Here is a 17,156-nt window from a genome sequence, read left to right as displayed (position 1 = left end):
GATAGGCTTCCGACCGCCATTGACGATATGCTCGCGAATCTGTCGCGGTAGTCCGCAGCGAAGGTGACGGCATGCGCATCGGAATTCGCAGCGCTATTTCAGGACTTGTGCTGGCGTCTATCATCGTCAGCGCTGTAGGCGTTCATCTGCTGTGGTGGAGAACCGCCGAACAAACCAGCCAGACGCTTGCCACCACGATCAACGAGCAGATCGTCTCTGCCGTCGGCGATGAGCTGCAGTCGATCACGACGGAGGCCAGATCCGCCCATGCCGCCGTCCGCACCCTGTTTCAGGGCGGCGTCCTCGATCCGCGGGAAGCCGAGAAACGCAGGTTCGTTTTCCTCTCGCAGTTGCAGGCCCAGCCGACCATTTCATGGGTGGTGTTCGGCTGGCCGGACGGATCGCTCTCTGCTGTTCACAAACTCGGCGACGCGGCTGTCGAGATGCTGGAACTTCCCGAGAAAGCTCCCGACAGTCAGTTGAAGCTGCGGATCGACCGCTATGAGCTGGTCGACGGCGATCTCCGCTTCAAGGACACCCGATCCGAAGAAACGTCGTATTCCGTCATCAAGCAGGAATGGTTCGACGAGGCGATGCAATCGGTGGGACCGCGCTGGTTCAATCTCACCAGCCAGCCCGGAAGCGACCGGCTTGCCGTGGCGCTTGCCGGTCCGATCGACATCGATCAGAAGCGCCAGGGCGTGCTCAGCATCGTCATCGAACTGACCCGGGTGTCGCGATTCCTGTCGCAGCTCACGGTTGGAAAGTCGGCGGGAGCCTTCATCCTCGATCGTAGCGGTGCGGCCATCGCCTCGCCGGACCCAGACGCCGACGAGATCAACGCGCTCAAGACCAACCATCCGCTCTTTCCGGTCGCGGTGATTGCAGCCCGGCAATCCGCACTGAGCTATGACCCCGAGCAGGGAGACGCCTATCGCACGCGGGTTCTTCAAGGTGATCAAGCCTACGAAGCGGTACTGACGCCGATTTCGTTTCCGGGCTGGTCACTGGTGACGGTTGTTCCTGAATCAGAGTTTCTGGGACCGGTCCGGATGACGATCCAGAGACTGCTCGTAGGCCTTGCGGCTCTGATCATTGCCGCCGGCCTGTTCTCAGCCTGGTTCGCCCAGCGTCTGATCGCAGGCCCGCTCCTCAAGGTTGTCAACGAAATCAGGCACGTCGAACGATTCGATCTCGAAAAGGTCGAACGGCATCCGTCGCGGCTGACCGAGATCGAGAACCTGTCCGGAGCTATCGGAGATATGGCGCAGGGGCTCGCTGCGTTCAGAAAATACATCCCTGCCGATCTGGTTAAGCGTCTAATAAGCGACGGCGGCGGTGCGCGCCTCGGCGGCGCCGTGCGATCGATGAGCGTGATGTTCGTCGACCTGGCAGGCTTTACCGGAATGTCGGAACGCATGGGTGATCGGATCATCCCCTTGCTGTCCCGCTATTTCGACTCGGTATCGGCGCAGGTTCAGCGCCATGGCGGCACCATCGACAAGTTCATTGGCGATGCCGTGATGGCATTTTGGGGAGCGCCTGCGCTTAACCCCGATCATGCCGTCGACTGCTGCCGGGCCGCGCTGGCGTGCCAGCAGGCGGTTGGAGAGCTCGCTCTCGTCGACGATGAGGGCGCAGCCGTGACGATTCGTATCGGTATCAACTCCGGCGAAATGCTGGTCGGTAACATCGGATCGGAAGTCAGATTGAATTATACGGTCATTGGTGACGCGGTAAATATCGCAAGCCGCCTCGAGGGCACCAACAAGCTCTACGGATCCCGGATCATCATTGGACCGGAAACGCGCCGGCTGGCTGGCAATCAAATACTCGTTCGCGAGCTCGATCGGCTGGCCGTCTACGGTCGGTCTGGGGGGCTGCGGATTTATGAATTGTTGGGTATGGCCGACGAATTCGCGGACGTTCCCAGTTGGGTGGAGCATTACGAATCCGGCCTTGTGTCTTATCGGGCACGTGATTTTGCCGCCGCAATTCTCGATTTTGAGAAGGTCGTGAACCTTCGAAATCAAGACCAGGCATCATCAGTAATGATCGAACGCTGCAAAACGCAACTCGAAACGCCAACGGGCGACGACTGGGATGACACCACAATTGCGCAAAGAAAGTAATTTGGCCAAAGCGCGCTTTTAGCCAAAAAAAAAGGGCCCGGCGCGCAGCCGGGCCCCTTGGATCGGGACGAAGGCGATTAGCCCGCCTTGAATTTGCCCTTCACTGCGGCGCATTTTTCCTTGGTCAACTCCGAGAACCCCTGGCCCTTACAGGCATTCTGGCCCTTGCAGGCGTTCGAAGCGCTCTTGCAGGCGCTCTGGCCCTTGCAGGCATTTGCGCCGACGCAGTGACCTTCACCCGCCGCGTAAGTCACGGTCGACATGGTGGCACCGGCCAGGAACAGAGTAGCGGCAGCAGCAGCGAGAGTGGCACCGGACTTTGAGCTAAGCTTCATGATATTTTCCTCCAGACTTGGGTTGGTAATGAAAAGGGTCGTTATCGAGCCAGGCTGACTGATCCGGCCTTCAAAGAACCCCGAGCAACGTCTTCGGCAACCGACGTGTGATCGATATCGAAGTCAAATTTCCCTACACACACCAAGTCGTCATGGCCGGTGGGTTTTGCTTGCGCCTCGATCCTTTCACCGGTTGCCTGCGATATGTTTCGATTGAGCAGTCCGGATTGTTACACCTACCCGCGGCTATTTTTTCCTTAGCCCCCGGCAGGCGAAACCCCGTGACGCTGATCCTCACCAACGCGAATTCACACAATCAGCGAAAGCGGCTCAGGTGCGTTTCTCAGAGGGCAGGTGCAAAACCATTTTCTGCGGACGCTTGCTCAAGCCGACTCTGGTCTGCTCAAACGAGCTTCGATCGCTCACTTTCCTGGCCGGTCAGCCGCAGTAGCAGCCGGTCAAGGGAGGCTGCGCCTGGCCCCGCGATCGCGAGCCAAAGGAAGGCCGCCAGGTAGGTCGCCTCCTCAAATCCAAGCAACGTTTCCAGGGAATCCGCGTTTTCCCATTTTGCCGCCTTGATCGCGACGATCATAACGACCGTCAGCATGGCCGCCGGGATACGGGTAAACAATCCCAGGATCAGCATGGCGCCGCCGAAGCATTCCACGGCGGAGACGAACGGCGTCAGAATGGCGGGAAACGGGATTCCCCATTCAGAGAAGTTCTGGATCATCTGGGGAAGATTGTTGAGCTTGGCCCAGCCGGTGAGCATGAATACGTAACCGACGACAAGCCGCATGATCAGCGGTCCGATCCACGGAAAATATGAAGCAATCTGCGCCGGCAGCGCTATTAACAGAAATACGATCGATTTCATGGTCTCTCCCTGGTATTCGCCACCCTGGACCGTCCCTCTGGGTTCGCTTCGGGAGCCGGATTTGTTACTTGCTGCAATACGGCAAACGACGAATATCTTGCCTGGACTGCGCCGGTCGAAACTTTGCCTCGGCGTGGTCTATCCGGAATTGCCGTCCTCAAATCGGTCCCTCTCCACCAAGACGACCCCGGCACGCTTGTCGGTCCCCGCGTTCATCTGATCCAGCCGATATCGAATTGCGAGCGCAAGCTCGACGCCCGCTGCGCCGGCGCCGACCACCGCGATCCGGATGCCCGAATCGGATTTCATCCGTTGCTCGATCATCGGCCAGAAATTCTCGAATTCATCCATCGGCTTTACGGAAACAAGCAACCCGTTGTTTCGCGGCGCCTTCGATGTGTCGGTTACCGCGCCGACGTCGACGGAAATCAGATCGCCTGACACTGAACGCCCGTCTTCCAGCAATACCCGCCGACCATCGGCATCCAGTCCGACGGCATCGGCGCGTTGTTCCGTGGGATTTTGCTTCGAAGTTCACATGCCGCATGGGCTGGAACATATGCTTGCACCGATCCGGCATTGGTCGAACGTTACTTATCGGAAGTTGTCCGCTCGGCGATTCTGGCGAATATCGCGTCCAGCTCTGCGCCGACCGATTTAAGTGCATCTCCGCCTTCATCGGCATAGGGCGCAAACACAGTGCTGGGCTTCTTGTAGGAAAGCGTCGCCGTACCGTCCTGATTTTCCGTGACGTACATGCGAATGGGAGCCTCTATGCCGGCGGCCACGCTCGAACCCAGCATCCGTCGCGCGAAGTCGTTTCGGAACACGCCGAACACCTTGTTTCCCGGAATCGCGACGCCTGCCGCCTTCGCCCCCTCGGACGCGCTCGCCGAGGTTACGATACCCATTTTCTCAGATTTTACGGTTGCCTCAAGCCGCTCGACCAGCGCCTGGAAGGATTGCCGTGTGTCGATGACGGCCCACCCTGCGCGCGTCTTGACGGTGCCTGCGGAAGCTGCCGAAAGGCCGATGAACACTGCCGCCATCGAAAGTGCCAATCGTACCATGGTTTGTCCTTTCGCTTGGACGACGAAATCTGACGGGCGTGCATCTCGCATTCGTCGCTACCCTGCCGTGAGCCAGGCCATCATTGCCATGCCTGCTGCGATGGCTTTCCTTTGCTTCTTTCCGCGTAGTTCGATGGTTTCACAGCCGAGTGGTTAGAGCTGTCAGCCAATCCGGCAGCGCATTCGTCAACGACGTTTCCACAATCTTGTCGATGCCGGTAAGTACGAATGCGCCGACGAACGCAAACGCCACGCCCATGACGGGCTTTGCGATGCGCGATGTCTTTGCCAGCAGATCTCGGCGGGTAAGGATCGCCTGCCTGGAACCATAGGCGAGTGCCAGGATCGGCGTCGCCGCTCCGAGCCCGAAGAGCGCCATCACGGCAGCCGCCTTGATGACGGTGTCACCCTGAGCCGCAAGTCCGATCGCGGCTCCGAGAGTTGGACCGGAACAGGGCGACCAGATGGCGCCCAGCAGACCACCGAGTACGAACTGTCCGCCAAGTCCGGATGGCTGAATGCGATCGAGCAATGTTTGTCCGCCGGTTGCGACGGGAGCTGCGAAGGCCGCCAGCCTTCCCTGCAGGGCGGGGATAAGCAGTACGACGCCCATGGCGAGCATGAGCATCGCGATGGCGTATCTGAGCGCCGCGGGATCCAGACCTATATTGAAGCCGACGGAGGCGATCGTGGTACCCAACACGGCGAACGATGTCGCAAGGCCGGCAGCCAGGGCAACCGGTCCCCAGGCATGCCTCTCAAGCACGCCGAATAGTACAATCGGCAGCAATGGAAGCACGCATGGGGAGAGAGTCGATAGCGCGCCCGCGGCGTAGCTGAGCGCCAGATTGCCGATTTCGGGCACCTCAAAGCCCTTTCGAGACAAGAGCCCTGATGCTTGCAGGATTGGTGTCGCCCGCGGACCTGCCAACCTCGTTGGCGCCCTTGAACACGATGAGGGTGCTCTGATTTTGAACCCGAAAGCGCTTCAGGACGTCCTTCGCGTTATCGAAGTCCACTTCATAGACAACCAGATTTGGCGTCGATTTTTCGATTTCCTGCACGATCGGCCGCTGCTGCTTGCACGTCGGACACCAAGGTGCGGTCACATCGACAAGGATGGACTTCCCGGCCGCCTGCGCTTGCTGGAACGCGCTCGTATCGAACGGTTGCGCGGCCTGGGCGACCAGCGCGCCCCCGACAAGGAAAGCCGATGCGATCAGTGTCTTTAAGGATTTCAATAACATGTGCGATGTATCTCCGAGGAAGCCAAGACGGCCAGCTCTGGAGTTTCGCTTCGAAGCCGGCGGAAGTTACGCGCTCGCCGCAAAATATAAGTCTGCCGGCATCCACCTCCGGTCGGGGTCTTCACGGCTCTTGCCGCGCCGTCGACGGATCTCTGCTAGTCTGCGCCCTCGACCTCCGGATATCGGTTCATTTAGGATGTACGCTTGATGGTTTGCGAGACCCAGAGGCTGTTACGGTGACATGAAGCGGGATTCCAGTTCGCCTACCATGGAGGCGCTCATGCAGGCCGCACAGGCCGGCGATATGCGCGCCTATGAGCGCCTCTTGAGGGAAATCACGCCAAAGTTGCGCCAGATCGTGCGAAGGCGTCGGCAATTTTTCACGGCTGAGGAAGTCGAGGACCTGGTTCAGGAGATCCTCCTATCGGTCCACGCCGTACGCGCGACTTTCGACCCAAAACGTCCGTTCATGCCATGGCTATCTACGATCGCCCACAACAGGCTAATCGACAGTGCACGACGGTATTATCGGGGCAAATCAAATGAAGTCCAAGTGGACGAACTCCCCGTAACCTTTGCCGATGATTGGACGAATGTAGAGAACGAGGAATATCGCGACCCGGAAGAGCTTTCGATTGCTATCAAGAACCTGCCGGACGGTCAGAGGAAGGCGATCGAAATGCTGAAACTGCGCGAAATGTCGCTCAAGGAGGCGGCAGCGGCGAGCGGAACGACTGTTGGAGCGCTGAAGATTTCGATCCACCGGGCGGTCTTGAACCTGCGGAAGGCTCTTAACAGAGAGTAATGGGCATGGATACCGACAAGCTGATAGCGTGTCTGACCGAGAAAGCGGATCCCGTCCAGCGGCTTCCGTCGCCTTGGGTTCGAACTGCATCGTGGCTTGCGATCGCGATCCCCTATGTCGCGGTCATCGTCATGATGATGACTCCGCGTGACGATCTCGCTGTCAAGTTCGCGGATCCTCGTTTTCTTCTCGAGCAGGTGGCTGCGCTTTGCACGGCGATCGGTGCCGCCGTTGCCGCCTTTCAGTCGATCGTTCCCGGATACAACCGCCGCTTCCTGTTGCTTCCGCTGGTACCGCTGTCGGTTTGGCTGGTCAGCCTCGGGCAAGGCTGTGTTCAGCTGTGGTTGCGCGGAAACGCTCTACAGAATTTTGCCTCGGATTTCATCTGTATTCCGGCGATTGCACTGGTGGGAACGCTGCCGGCCGCGGCGATGGTATTCATGCTGCGAAAAGGAGCGCCGCTTTGGCCGCATGCTTCGGCGGCGCTTGGGGGCTTGGCGGCGGCGGGATTGGGCAACTTCGGTCTTCGTCTCTTCCACAATCAAGACGCGAGTTTGATGGTACTGGTCTGGCAGATGGGAACTGTCTTCATGCTGACTATTCTTTGCGGATGGGCCGGCCGATTGTTCCTGGATTGGCGTCCTGTGGTCGCAAGGGTTCGCCGCAATCTGGCAGCGCATTAGTTCGCACGTTTAACCTCGATCCCGGGCCCCGCCTTTGGCCCAGCCTGGAGCTGGATAGTGACGCTTGACGCTCTGATTGCGTGTCCCCATTGCGGGACGGCAAAGCTCGAAACGATGCCAACGAATGCGTGCCAGTTCTTCTATGACTGCACGGGATGTGGCGTTCGCCTCCAACCCAAGGCAGGCGACTGTTGTGTATTTTGTTCATACGGCGATCGGCCTTGCCCTCCGATCCAGGAAGCACGCCTCGCGGGCGCTCCTCCCACTGCTGCGCATGACCCCGGCGGCCCGAGCACGCACTCTGAAGACATTAATTGGATGCGTAGCGTAACATCACAGACACTTTGGACGAACTGGCATCTGAATAAGCACAGAATCAGGGTTTTGCATCGTTGCGCGGAGAATACGAATGTCGCCTCCAAAATTAGAAGCCGGTTCAATCCTTCCGACGATCTCGCTGCCCAAGGTCGGAGGCGGCGAATTGCAGATCGGGGGCGCAGGGGGTTGGAAGATGCTGGTCGCTACCGCGGCAAGCACTGCCCCATTTGCCGCACCTATCTGAAGACACTCGATGGACTTCTTGACCGGTTCATGGACGCCGGCACCGAAGTGGCCGCGGTATCAGCGGACCCAAGGGAAAAGGCAGAGACCGAAGCTGGGAATGAAAAATGGCGCTTCCCCGTCGGCTACGATCTGTCGCTGGACCAGATGCGCACCCTTGGCCTCTATATCTCGAAGCCTCGATCGCCGCAGGAAACCGACCGCCCGTTTCCCGAGCCCGCACTGTTCATCACCAATCCCGAGGGAAGACTCCAGATCATTGATATTTCCAATGCCCCGTTTGCACGACCGGAACTGAATTCGGTACTAATGGGTCTCAAATTCGTTCAGGAACGGAGTTATCCGATCCGCGGAACGCTTGCATGATTGCATCGGACATGGGGTCTGCCAATCGCCGACTCTCCGTCGTTGCGTCCGTCGTCATCGAAACATTATTCCTGCTCGAACCGCTGCGGCGAGGCTCATCCTCGCGTCGCTCCGGCTACGAGGCGCTTTCGGAGTTCGGGTCTCGCCCTGGGTGACCTACACCGACCCCGGACTTGCGCAGATCGGAATGACCGAAGAAGCCGCACGCAAGGAATACGGCGAGAAGTTGCGAGTCGTGAGGCTCCCATTCTCGGCCAGCGACCGGGCTCAAACCGAGGGTGCAACGGCGGGCACCGTCAAGCTCGTCGTGCACGGCAACGGACATATCCTCGGCGCATCCATTCTCGGCGGCGCTCACGCAGGAGAGCTCGCTCATCTATGGGTCGTCGCCATCGAACAGAAATTTAACTTGCGGAATATCGCCCAGATGATGGCGCCCTACCCCACCTTGGATTGCGAAAGCTTCGGTCTGTCGACTCTTGCTGCCACCGAGAGACCTGCCAATGGGATGAATGGGAGTTTTTCAAACGCCCGCCGGAGACTCTCGGCGATCTCGGTCTGAGAATGCCGGAAATTGGAGCCTGGAGACCGGTGCCTGGTTCGCAAAAGCCCACCATTGGCAAGCATTCAACTGGACGCCACACTGCCTGGCTGGGGCGGGAGGGATCGAACCTCCGAATGGGGGAATCAAAATCCCCTGCCTTACCGCTTGGCTACGCCCCAACAGACTGTCCGGAATGCGGCGGGAATGACCTCTCCCGCGGATTCCCTCAGGCCACGCCGGTCTATAGGGGGAGTTGAGCCATTTCAACAGCCTATGGGACGAATTTCCGGCTGAATCGGAACCGGCGCGCCCCCGTCACACATTTAAAGTAATGCGTCAGGTGAGCCGGATGAATTCCGGCCCGAAACGCACGCCTTCGCCGTGCCTTAACGTCCCGATTTCGTCCCCCGGAGAGTTGAGAGCAGCCGGTTTTCGTGGGAATACGGCGGCCTGTCGTTCCCGTACTGAGCGAGACACCGCCATGACCTACCGCGCGCCTGTTAACGATATGCTGCTGGCCCTCAACCACGGCGCGGGCCTCGCGGCCGCCGTGAAAGCCGGCCATTACGGCGATTTCGACGGCGACATCACCGCCGCCGTGCTGGAGGAAGCCGGCAAATTTGCCTCCGACGTGCTGGCGCCGCTCAACCGCATCGGCGACGAACACGGCATCAAGCTCGAGGCGGACAAGGTCACCACCGCCCCCGGCTGGCCCGATGCCTATCAGCGCTGGGCGGCGGCGGGGTGGAACGCGGTGTCGGGCCCGGAAGCGTTCGGCGGCCAGGGCCTTCCGCTCGCGATCAATGCCGCCTGCACCGAGATCTGGAGCGCGTCGAACATCGCGTTCGGGCTCTGCCCGCTGCTCACGCTGAGCGCGATCGAGGCGCTGGATGCGCATGGCAGCGACGAGTTAAAGAGTATCTATCTGGAGAAGATGGTGACCGGCGCATGGACCGGCACCATGCAGCTCACCGAGCCGCAGGCGGGCTCTGACGTCGGTGCGTTGCGAACCCGCGCCGAACGCGCCGCCGACGGCACCTATCGCATCAAGGGCAGCAAGATCTTCATCACCTATGGCGACCACGACATGACCGACAACATCGTGCATTTCGTGCTGGCGCGGCTGCCCGATGCACCTGATGGCACCAAGGGCATTTCGCTGTTCCTGGTCCCGAAATTCCTGGTCAACGCCGACGGTTCGCTGGGCAGCCGCAACGATATCTTTCCAAGCGGCGTCGAGCACAAGCTCGGCATGCATGCCTCGCCGACCTGCACCATGACCATGGGCGATCACGGCGGCGCCGTCGGCTACCTGATCGGCGAGGAAAACCGCGGCATGGCCTGCATGTTCACCATGATGAACCAGGCCCGGCTCGGCGTCGGGCTCGAAGGCGTCGGCATCGCCGACCGCGCCTATCAGCAGGCGCTGGCCTTTGCGCAGGAACGCCGCCAGGGCCGCGCCGCCGGCAAAGCCGGCAATGGGTCCGACCCCATCATCGTGCATCCCGACGTCAAGCGGATGCTGATGCAGATGCGCGCGCTGACCGCCGCCGCGCGCACCATCTGCTACGCCACCGCGGTCGCGCTCGATGTCGCCGCGCGCGCGACCGATGCCAAGGTGCGCGGTGCGGCCACCGCGCGCGGCGCGCTGCTGACGCCGATCGCCAAGGCCTTCTCCACCGATATCGGCAACGAGGTCACCTCGCTCGGCGTGCAGATCCACGGCGGCATGGGCTTCATCGAGGAAACCGGCGCCGCGCAGCACTATCGCGATGCGCGCATCACCGCGATCTATGAAGGCACCAACGGCATCCAGTCGATCGACCTCGTGACCCGCAAACTCGCCGCCAATGGCGGCGCATCGGTGTGGGCCCTGCTCGACGAACTCTCCGGCATCGTCAAGCAAGTCGAAGCCTCGAACGATCCCGCGTTCGGCACCACCGGCGCCAAACTGCGCGACGCGCTGGGCTCGCTCGAGCGCACCAGCCAATGGCTGCTGGAGCGCGTCAGCTCGGCGCCAAACGAGGCGCTGGCGGGCGCGACGCCTTACTTGCGGCTGTTCGGATCAACGCTCGGCGGCTGCATGCTGGCCAATGAGGCGCTCGCCGCCCGCGATCTCGGCGAAGGCGCTGGCGATCCGCAGCGCTATGTCACGCTGGCGCGGTTCTTCGCCGAGAACATCACGGTGCAGGCGGGCGCGCTGGAGCGCACGGTGATGGACAGCGCCGAAGCGGTCAACGGCGCGGACGCGGTGCTGCTGGGGTAACCTGACGGCGATCCTTCTTCCCTTCTCCCACAAGGGGAGAAGGGAAGAAGAGCGAACATGATTTAACGATCCCGCGGCGCAATGCGTCCGAGTTTTGCATGACGTTGTCCCTCAAGAAAAGAGGGAGCAGGGAATGCCGGATGCGCGCTGCACCCGCGGTCTCGTGTGCAAATATGTGCGAAAGAGAACGCACACGAGCATGCAGGTTCAGCGGAGGCAATCCGACATTCCCTGCGCAATGGCTTTACGGCTTATGCCGCGCGCTCCCCGGCGACGGATTCGTCTTGTCACCGTCGCTGCCGGCTTGACGGCTGATCGTCTCCGGTAGGAAGCGATTTCGCCACCGACAGCTTGGCACCAGCAACGGGTGTCGGGACCACACGGTTTTGCCGTACGCAACAAACGCCGTCGTCCTGCGTGCCGTTCACCGCTCACGAGTTTTTTCTCGCCCTGCGATCACCTTGCGCGCCTGACGCTGCCGCGTCCACCGCATCCCATCCCGCGTTCGTGACGATCGCGATACGCCCCTCTTGCCGGGTGAGACGGGCGAACTGATAAATCTGATTTGCCCGACGGGTTAAGCGAAGTTTTGCCCGTCGGGTTATTTTGCCGCAGCCATGGCGCAGCAGGATGAGCAAGGGCGCGAAGTCAATCGTGATCTGCTGGATCAAATTGCGCGGCTCCATCGCAATACTGTGGGCGCTACCGGCTTGCGCAGCACCACCCCGCCCGATGGGAGTTTCTTCGTCGCGCGCTGCGTCAAATCCGTCTCATCGTCCTGTCGCCAACCACCTGAAGGTCGATCCTGCCGATCAGATCCGAACGGAGCACCTCGGCGGCACTGATGGCGGCCATCGTCTGTCGCAACGTACTGACGTTCGATCCGAGCGCCACGATTCCGCCCAGCACTGCGGCAATCGATCCGATGGCGGCGACCTGATTGGATCCGAACAGGCCCAGCAGCATAACCAGCAGCAATGCGCCGCCGCCGGCGATTGCCGCCTTGGAAACCAGTATAATCTTTCGGCATCGCTCGGAGACCTCGGCAAGCTCCTCGAGCCGCGCTTCGATCCGCGAAATCTCGTCGATCGGGTCGTCCTGGTCCATCAAATTCAAGGTCCCGTAGGGCGGGTTAGCGAAGCGTAACCCGCCATCATGAGCACGATACGGTGAAAGAGCGTGGTGGGCTACGCTTCGCTAGCCCACCCTACGCATTCCGCCAAGAAGGCGCGGATGGCCGGGACGAAGCCCGGCCATGACGACGGGTACGTCACTGCCAAAGTCCGTCAATATACCCCCCGCCCCAGGCCGGTTTGGGGCGCCGCGGAGATCATGTAGGGTGGACTTGCGCTCGCTAGGCGCAGCCTCTTGTTCAAGGACAGCATCATGCCCGGGCACCTGATCATTACCGACGGATACGGCACTCGCGCGGCCACGCGGCAGGCGGCGACCTGATGATGTCGTTGTGCTTCCGCTCCAACCGTAAAGCCATGAGACATTCGTTTGGTCAGATCCTTGCAGCCGTCCTGCTGGCGTTGGCGCTCGCCCCAATGTCGCGCGCAGGGGCGCAAACCGCGCCGGTCGAGCTGCGCATTCTGGCCATCAACGACTTCCACGGCTATCTGCAGCCGCCGCAGGGCGGCATCCGGATCGCCGATCCCGGCGACAAATCCAAAAAGATTACAGTCGCGGCCGGCGGCGCCGAGCACATGGCGACGGCGATCCGGCAGCTCCGTCAGGACAGCAAGAACAACATCTTCGTCGCCGCCGGCGACCTGATCGGCGCCAGCCCGTTCCTGTCGGCGATGTTTCACGACGAGCCCACCATCGAATCGCTCGGCATGATGGGCCTGGCGGTTGCCTCCGTCGGCAACCACGAATTCGACGAGGGCAAGGACGAGCTGCTGCGGATGCAGAATGGCGGCTGTCACGCGATCGACGGATGCCAGGGGCCGCATCCCTTCCAGGGCGCGAAATTCCGCTATCTGGCCGCCAGCACCTTCGAGAAGAGCACCGGCAAGACGCTGTTTCCGCCTTACGCGATCAGGGAGTTCGACGGCGTTCCCATCGCCTTCATCGGCCTGACGTTGAAGGGCACGCCGAAGCTGGTGGCGCCGACCGGCGTCGCCGACCTGGAATTCAGGGACGAGGCCGATACCGTGAACGCGCTGGTGCCGGAACTGAAGGCGCGCGGCGTCGAGGCCATCGTCGTGCTGATCCATGAAGGCGGCTTTCCGAGCGGCGACTATAATGAGTGCCCTGATATCTCCGGTCCCATCGTCGACATCGTCAGGAAATTCGATCACGCAGTCGATCTCGTCGTCAGCGGCCACACCCACCAGGCCTATGTCTGCGAAATCGACGGACGGCTGGTCACCTCAGCCGACAAGTACAGCACCGTCGTCACCGCGATCGATCTGAAGCTCGATCCCGTCACCCGCGACGTCATCAGCGCCCGCGCCGACAACGTCATCGTCCGCACCGAAGCCTTCGCCAAAGATCCCGAGCAGACCGCGTTGCTCGAGGCTTACGACCGACTGGCCGCCCCGATCGCCGGCCGCCCGGCGGGCTCGATCACCGAAACGCTGTCGCGCATGCCCAACGAGGCCGGCGAGAGCGTGCTCGGCGATATCGTCGCCGACGCCCAGCTGGCCGCGACCCGCCTCGAGGCCAATGGCGGGGCCGTGATCGCCTTCACCAATCCGGGCGGCGTCCGCAGCGATATCCCGAAGAAGGACGGCGGCGCGGTGACCTATGCCGACGTGTTCGCCAGCCAGCCGTTCCGCAACCAGCTGGTGACGCTGACGCTCACGGGGGCGCAGATCAAGACCATGCTCGAGCAGCAATGGCTCGACCCGAAGCGGCCGCGGATCCTGCAGGTCTCAAAGGGTTTCAGCTACACCTGGGACGGCGCCAGGCCGATCGGCGACCGCGTGGCCGCCGACAGCCTGTCGCTGAACGGACAACGCATCGATCCGTCGACGGGCTACCGCGTGACGGTGAACAGTTTTCTCGCGGTCGGCGGCGACGGATTTACCGTGTTCACGGAAGGAGCAGCGCCGCTGGTCGGCGTCTACGACGTCGATGCTTTGTATGCCCACTTCCAGGCCAACAGCCCGATCGCGCCCGCGACGGGGAATCGCATCGTGCGAATGAACTGAAATGGCAGAGATATCCCCAAGGCTAGTACTGAAATCACAAATCGGTATTGCAGCCCATCCTTCGAGACGGCCACTTCGTGGCCTCCTCAGGATGAGGTTCAATTTGTCGAAACACAGCAACCTCATGCTGAGGAGCGAGCGGCGCGAGCGTCTCGAAGCATGGGCAGCAAGCGACTCACCAACCTTACATAGTCAGGTACTGGCTCTTTCCCAAGCTACGCCGACCCCCTAGATTAGTCTCTTCTCATAAGCGCTTGCCGCGCCAGGGTACTGCATGACCACGCTGCTTCTCACTCATCCGGCCTGTCTCGACCACGCCACGCCGCCGGGCCATCCGGAGCGCTCCGACCGGCTGCGCGCGGTCGGCGAGGTGCTCGCCGAAGATCGCTTCAACAGGCTGGTGCGCGGCGAAGCGCCGGAGGGCAGCCTGGATTCGGTCACGCTCTGCCACAACGAGCACTATGTCGGAGAACTCCGCCATATCGCGCCGTCGAGCGGGCTGATCTATCTCGACGGCGACACCTCGATGTCGCCGGGGACCTGGGAAGCGGTGATGCGCGGCGTCGGCGGCGCGGTCACCGCCACCGATGCGGTGATGTCGGGCACGCACGACAATGCGTTCGTCGCGATCCGTCCGCCGGGCCATCACGCCGAGATCAACAAGCCGATGGGGTTCTGCTTCTTCGACAACGCCGCGATCGCCGCACGCCACGCCCAGCGCAAATACGGCATCGCCCGCGCGGCGATTGTCGATTTCGACGTGCATCACGGCAACGGCACCCAGGATATCTTCTGGTCCGATCCGACAGTGATGTACTGCTCGACGCACCAGATGCCGCTGTTTCCCGGCACCGGCGCCAGCGGCGAGCGCGGCGAGCACGACACCATCGTCAACGCGCCGCTCGCCTCCGAAGACGGCGGCGCCAAGTTCCGCGCCGCGTTCGAAAACGTCATCCTGCCGCAACTGCGGAAATTTTCGCCCGAACTGATCATCGTCTCCGCCGGCTTCGACGCGCACTTCCGCGATCCTTTGGCGTCGCTCAATCTTCACGCCGAGGATTTCGGCTGGGTCACGCGCCAGCTGATGGACGTCGCCTACTCCAGCGCCGGCGGCCGGATCGTCTCAGTGCTGGAAGGCGGCTACGATCTGCAGGGCCTGAAAGAGTCGGTGGCGGCGCACGTCAGCGCATTGATGGGCGCGTGATTTCCCGCCACAATGCGTCCGCATAGATGGATTTGAGTCTGCGCCCCGTGAGGGCGCATCCGGGAAAGCGATATGGCCGAAAACACCCAAACGGACGTCAAGAAGCTCTCCTTCGAACGCGCGATCGAGGAACTCGAATCGATCGTCAAGCGGCTCGAGGACGGCAAGGTGCCGCTGGAGGAATCGGTGGCCATCTACGAGCGCGGCGAGGCCTTGAAACGGCGCTGCGAGGAATTGCTGCGGCAGGCCGAGGCGCGGGTCGACAAGATCACCACCGACGCCAGCGGCCAGGTCACCGGCACCGAGCCGCTCGACGTTCAGTGACGGAAGGCGGTCGGGACCGGATTGACGTCGCTCCCCGGCAACAGATGGGAATATTTGGCGAATTCGGCGCCGACCGGGGCGGCGAGGCCCGAAATAGCTCTTGGCGCGTTACCTAGCCTGTTATAGTCCCGCCGTCAGTCCGGGGACCACTTTTTCGTGCGCGTTCAGCACCGTCATATCATCTATGTGCAGGGATACGATCCGCGCGGGCTCGCGCAGTATTACCGCATGTTCAGGACCGAGCTGCGGAAGTTCGGCCGGCTGTATCAGCTCAGCGCCACCATCAGCCGCCCGCAGAGTTCATCCGACGGCGAGACCGCGTCCTGGACCATCGAGACCAGGGACGGCGACTGGCAGACCCGCACCAGTTACGATTTCCTGCGTTTCGAAGACCTGATCCAGCGCGACCTCGCGGCGCCGATCTGGAGCACGGTTTTTCATGCGGTCTGGATCTACTGGCGGCTGGTGTTCCGCGGCACGATTGCACGATTCTGGCGGGCGAACTGGCGGTTCGCGACCTTCATCACCTACCCGCATTTCCTGCTGCTGCTCGAGGCGCTGGGATCGCTCGGCATTGCCTACGCCTGCGCGAAAGGCCTGCAAGCGCTCGGCGTCCCCAACCTGTTCAGCATGGCAGCGGCGACGACCGTGTTCGTCGCCCTGCTCGGCTCGCTGCTGAAATACACCGAAAACGCCACCTATTTGCTCTATCTGCTGTCCGACACGATCTGGACCTGGGAATTCTCGCACCGCCAGCGGCCGGAATGGGACCAGCGCATCGATCGCTTCGCGCAATACCTCGTCGACACCGCGCGCTCCAGCGACGCCGAGGAAATCGTGATCGTCGGCCACAGTTCGGGATCGTTCCTGGGAACCGAGATCCTGGCGCGCGCGCTCAGGCTCGACCCGGGCCTCGGCCGGCATGGCCCGCGCATCGTCCTGTTTACCATCGGCGGCAATTTCCCGATCGTCGGTTTTCATGCGGCGTCGCAGGATTTCCGCGACCATCTGCGGCAACTGGCGGTCGAGCCTTCGATCGACTGGATCGACTGCCAGTCGCGCAAGGACGTGATGAATTTCTTTCCGTTCGATCCGGTCGCCGGCCATGGCATCGACGTCGGCGCCGCCGGACGCAACCCCACCATCGTGGCGGTCCGGTTCCGTGAAATCATCAAACCGGAACACTACAACGCGTTCCGCTGGAAGTTCTTCCGGGTCCATTTCCAGTTCGTGATGGCCAACGAGCAGCCGCACGCCTACGACTTCTTCATGATCGTCTGCGGGCCGATCCCTTTGCGCGAGCGCATGGCGCTGCCCGAGGCGGCCCTGGCGGTCGCTACCGGCGACGCCGCCGCCCGGGAACAGGCGTGGAAAAGGCTCGAATCCGCCGCCTCCGGTAGCGCGGATGCCGCCGATTTGAGCGGGAGGGAACCTCCGGCGCGCCGCCGGGGTTGAAATTCGGCCCTTTCCGGACCCGTTCCGCCCCGCCTCACGACCTCGGCGGGTTGGCTTTGGCCGCAGCTTTAGTGTAAAGCTTGGCGGGCTATGGGCTATTGAAGGCGGCCTGCCCTCGATTTCCGG

At 61.7% G+C, this 17,156-nt stretch carries 18 protein-coding genes, 1 tRNA gene and 1 pseudogene; 11 read left to right on the top strand and 9 right to left on the bottom strand.

Annotation, left to right across the window (positions count from 1 at the left end):
• The first annotated feature begins 71 nt into the window (after positions 1-71).
• A complete protein-coding gene (locus tag KMZ68_RS08410; RefSeq protein WP_215615330.1) occupies positions 72-2,132 on the top strand; it encodes an adenylate/guanylate cyclase domain-containing protein in 2,061 nt (686 codons plus the stop codon).
• A 77-nt stretch (positions 2,133-2,209) separates the two neighbouring features.
• On the opposite strand, the gene bufA2 is transcribed toward KMZ68_RS08410, so the two are convergent.
• From bufA2 to KMZ68_RS08380, 6 genes are all read right to left on the bottom strand, one after another.
• Complete coding sequence (gene bufA2 / locus KMZ68_RS08405; protein ID WP_215615329.1) at positions 2,210-2,467, bottom strand: BufA2 family periplasmic bufferin-type metallophore; 258 nt, start codon at positions 2,465-2,467, stop codon at positions 2,210-2,212.
• Positions 2,468-2,870: 403 nt separating this feature from the next.
• Positions 2,871-3,344, bottom strand: coding sequence for a DoxX family protein (locus KMZ68_RS08400; protein ID WP_215615328.1), 474 nt, complete (start codon positions 3,342-3,344; stop codon positions 2,871-2,873).
• A 138-nt stretch (positions 3,345-3,482) separates the two neighbouring features.
• Positions 3,483-3,809 carry a hypothetical protein gene (locus tag KMZ68_RS08395; protein ID WP_215615327.1) on the bottom strand — a complete coding sequence of 109 codons (327 nt, stop codon included), beginning with the start codon at positions 3,807-3,809 and terminating at the stop codon, positions 3,483-3,485.
• 125 nt (positions 3,810-3,934) lie between these two features.
• Positions 3,935-4,393 carry a DUF302 domain-containing protein gene (locus tag KMZ68_RS08390; RefSeq protein WP_215615326.1) on the bottom strand — a complete coding sequence of 153 codons (459 nt, stop codon included), beginning with the start codon at positions 4,391-4,393 and terminating at the stop codon, positions 3,935-3,937.
• 160 nt (positions 4,394-4,553) lie between these two features.
• The gene (locus tag KMZ68_RS08385) at positions 4,554-5,279 is read right to left on the bottom strand and encodes a cytochrome c biogenesis CcdA family protein (protein WP_371741432.1); all 726 of its coding nucleotides are present in this window, start codon (positions 5,277-5,279) and stop codon (positions 4,554-4,556) included.
• 1 nt (position 5,280) lies between these two features.
• On the bottom strand, positions 5,281-5,661 hold the full coding sequence (locus tag KMZ68_RS08380; RefSeq protein WP_215615325.1) for a thioredoxin family protein: 381 nt from the start codon (positions 5,659-5,661) through the stop codon (positions 5,281-5,283).
• 280 nt (positions 5,662-5,941) lie between these two features.
• Between KMZ68_RS08380 and KMZ68_RS08375 the strand changes: the two genes are divergently transcribed.
• The 5 genes and pseudogenes from KMZ68_RS08375 to KMZ68_RS08360 all read left to right on the top strand — a co-directional run bounded on the left by KMZ68_RS08375 (position 5,942) and on the right by KMZ68_RS08360 (position 8,638).
• Positions 5,942-6,466 (top strand): sigma-70 family RNA polymerase sigma factor, encoded by a 525-nt coding sequence (locus KMZ68_RS08375; RefSeq protein WP_249779562.1) that lies wholly within the window; start codon positions 5,942-5,944, stop codon positions 6,464-6,466.
• A 5-nt stretch (positions 6,467-6,471) separates the two neighbouring features.
• The gene (locus tag KMZ68_RS08370) at positions 6,472-7,149 is read left to right on the top strand and encodes an NrsF family protein (protein ID WP_215615323.1); all 678 of its coding nucleotides are present in this window, start codon (positions 6,472-6,474) and stop codon (positions 7,147-7,149) included.
• 114 nt (positions 7,150-7,263) lie between these two features.
• Positions 7,264-7,329 (top strand): annotated as a pseudogene (locus KMZ68_RS26220) (GDCCVxC domain-containing (seleno)protein); the annotation flags it as partial.
• Between the two features lie 324 nt (positions 7,330-7,653).
• Complete coding sequence (locus KMZ68_RS08365; RefSeq protein ID WP_249779622.1) at positions 7,654-8,076, top strand: redoxin domain-containing protein; 423 nt, start codon at positions 7,654-7,656, stop codon at positions 8,074-8,076.
• A 187-nt stretch (positions 8,077-8,263) separates the two neighbouring features.
• Positions 8,264-8,638 (top strand): hypothetical protein, encoded by a 375-nt coding sequence (locus KMZ68_RS08360; RefSeq protein WP_249779561.1) that lies wholly within the window; start codon positions 8,264-8,266, stop codon positions 8,636-8,638.
• Positions 8,639-8,724: 86 nt separating this feature from the next.
• On the opposite strand, the gene KMZ68_RS08355 is transcribed toward KMZ68_RS08360, so the two are convergent.
• A tRNA-Gln gene (locus KMZ68_RS08355) sits at positions 8,725-8,799 on the bottom strand.
• A 302-nt stretch (positions 8,800-9,101) separates the two neighbouring features.
• On the opposite strand from KMZ68_RS08355, the gene KMZ68_RS08350 reads away from it, so the two are divergent.
• Positions 9,102-10,886: an acyl-CoA dehydrogenase gene (locus KMZ68_RS08350; protein ID WP_215615321.1), complete on the top strand. Its 1,785-nt coding sequence runs from the start codon at positions 9,102-9,104 to the stop codon at positions 10,884-10,886.
• 431 nt (positions 10,887-11,317) lie between these two features.
• On the opposite strand, the gene KMZ68_RS08345 is transcribed toward KMZ68_RS08350, so the two are convergent.
• Both KMZ68_RS08345 and KMZ68_RS08340 read right to left on the bottom strand, forming a co-directional pair.
• Positions 11,318-11,557: a hypothetical protein gene (locus KMZ68_RS08345; protein ID WP_215615320.1), complete on the bottom strand. Its 240-nt coding sequence runs from the start codon at positions 11,555-11,557 to the stop codon at positions 11,318-11,320.
• Positions 11,558-11,645: 88 nt separating this feature from the next.
• Entirely contained in the window at positions 11,646-11,993 is a 348-nt protein-coding gene (locus KMZ68_RS08340) for a hypothetical protein (RefSeq protein ID WP_215615319.1), read from the bottom strand.
• Positions 11,994-12,376: 383 nt separating this feature from the next.
• On the opposite strand from KMZ68_RS08340, the gene KMZ68_RS08335 reads away from it, so the two are divergent.
• The 4 genes from KMZ68_RS08335 (at position 12,377) to KMZ68_RS08320 (ending at position 17,030) form a co-directional block, all read left to right on the top strand.
• Positions 12,377-14,047: a bifunctional metallophosphatase/5'-nucleotidase gene (locus tag KMZ68_RS08335; protein WP_215615318.1), complete on the top strand. Its 1,671-nt coding sequence runs from the start codon at positions 12,377-12,379 to the stop codon at positions 14,045-14,047.
• Between the two features lie 274 nt (positions 14,048-14,321).
• On the top strand, positions 14,322-15,251 hold the full coding sequence (locus KMZ68_RS08330; RefSeq protein ID WP_215615317.1) for a histone deacetylase family protein: 930 nt from the start codon (positions 14,322-14,324) through the stop codon (positions 15,249-15,251).
• 72 nt (positions 15,252-15,323) lie between these two features.
• Positions 15,324-15,575, top strand: a complete 252-nt coding sequence (locus KMZ68_RS08325; RefSeq protein ID WP_215615316.1) for an exodeoxyribonuclease VII small subunit — start codon at positions 15,324-15,326, stop codon at positions 15,573-15,575.
• A gap of 156 nt (positions 15,576-15,731) precedes the next feature.
• Positions 15,732-17,030, top strand: a complete 1,299-nt coding sequence (locus tag KMZ68_RS08320; RefSeq protein ID WP_215615315.1) for a hypothetical protein — start codon at positions 15,732-15,734, stop codon at positions 17,028-17,030.
• Positions 17,031-17,156 lie beyond the last annotated feature (126 nt).

The sequence above is a fragment of the Bradyrhizobium sediminis genome, from assembly GCF_018736105.1.
Lineage (GTDB): Bacteria > Pseudomonadota > Alphaproteobacteria > Rhizobiales > Xanthobacteraceae > Bradyrhizobium.
This window is presented reverse-complemented; position numbering and strand designations above follow the sequence as displayed.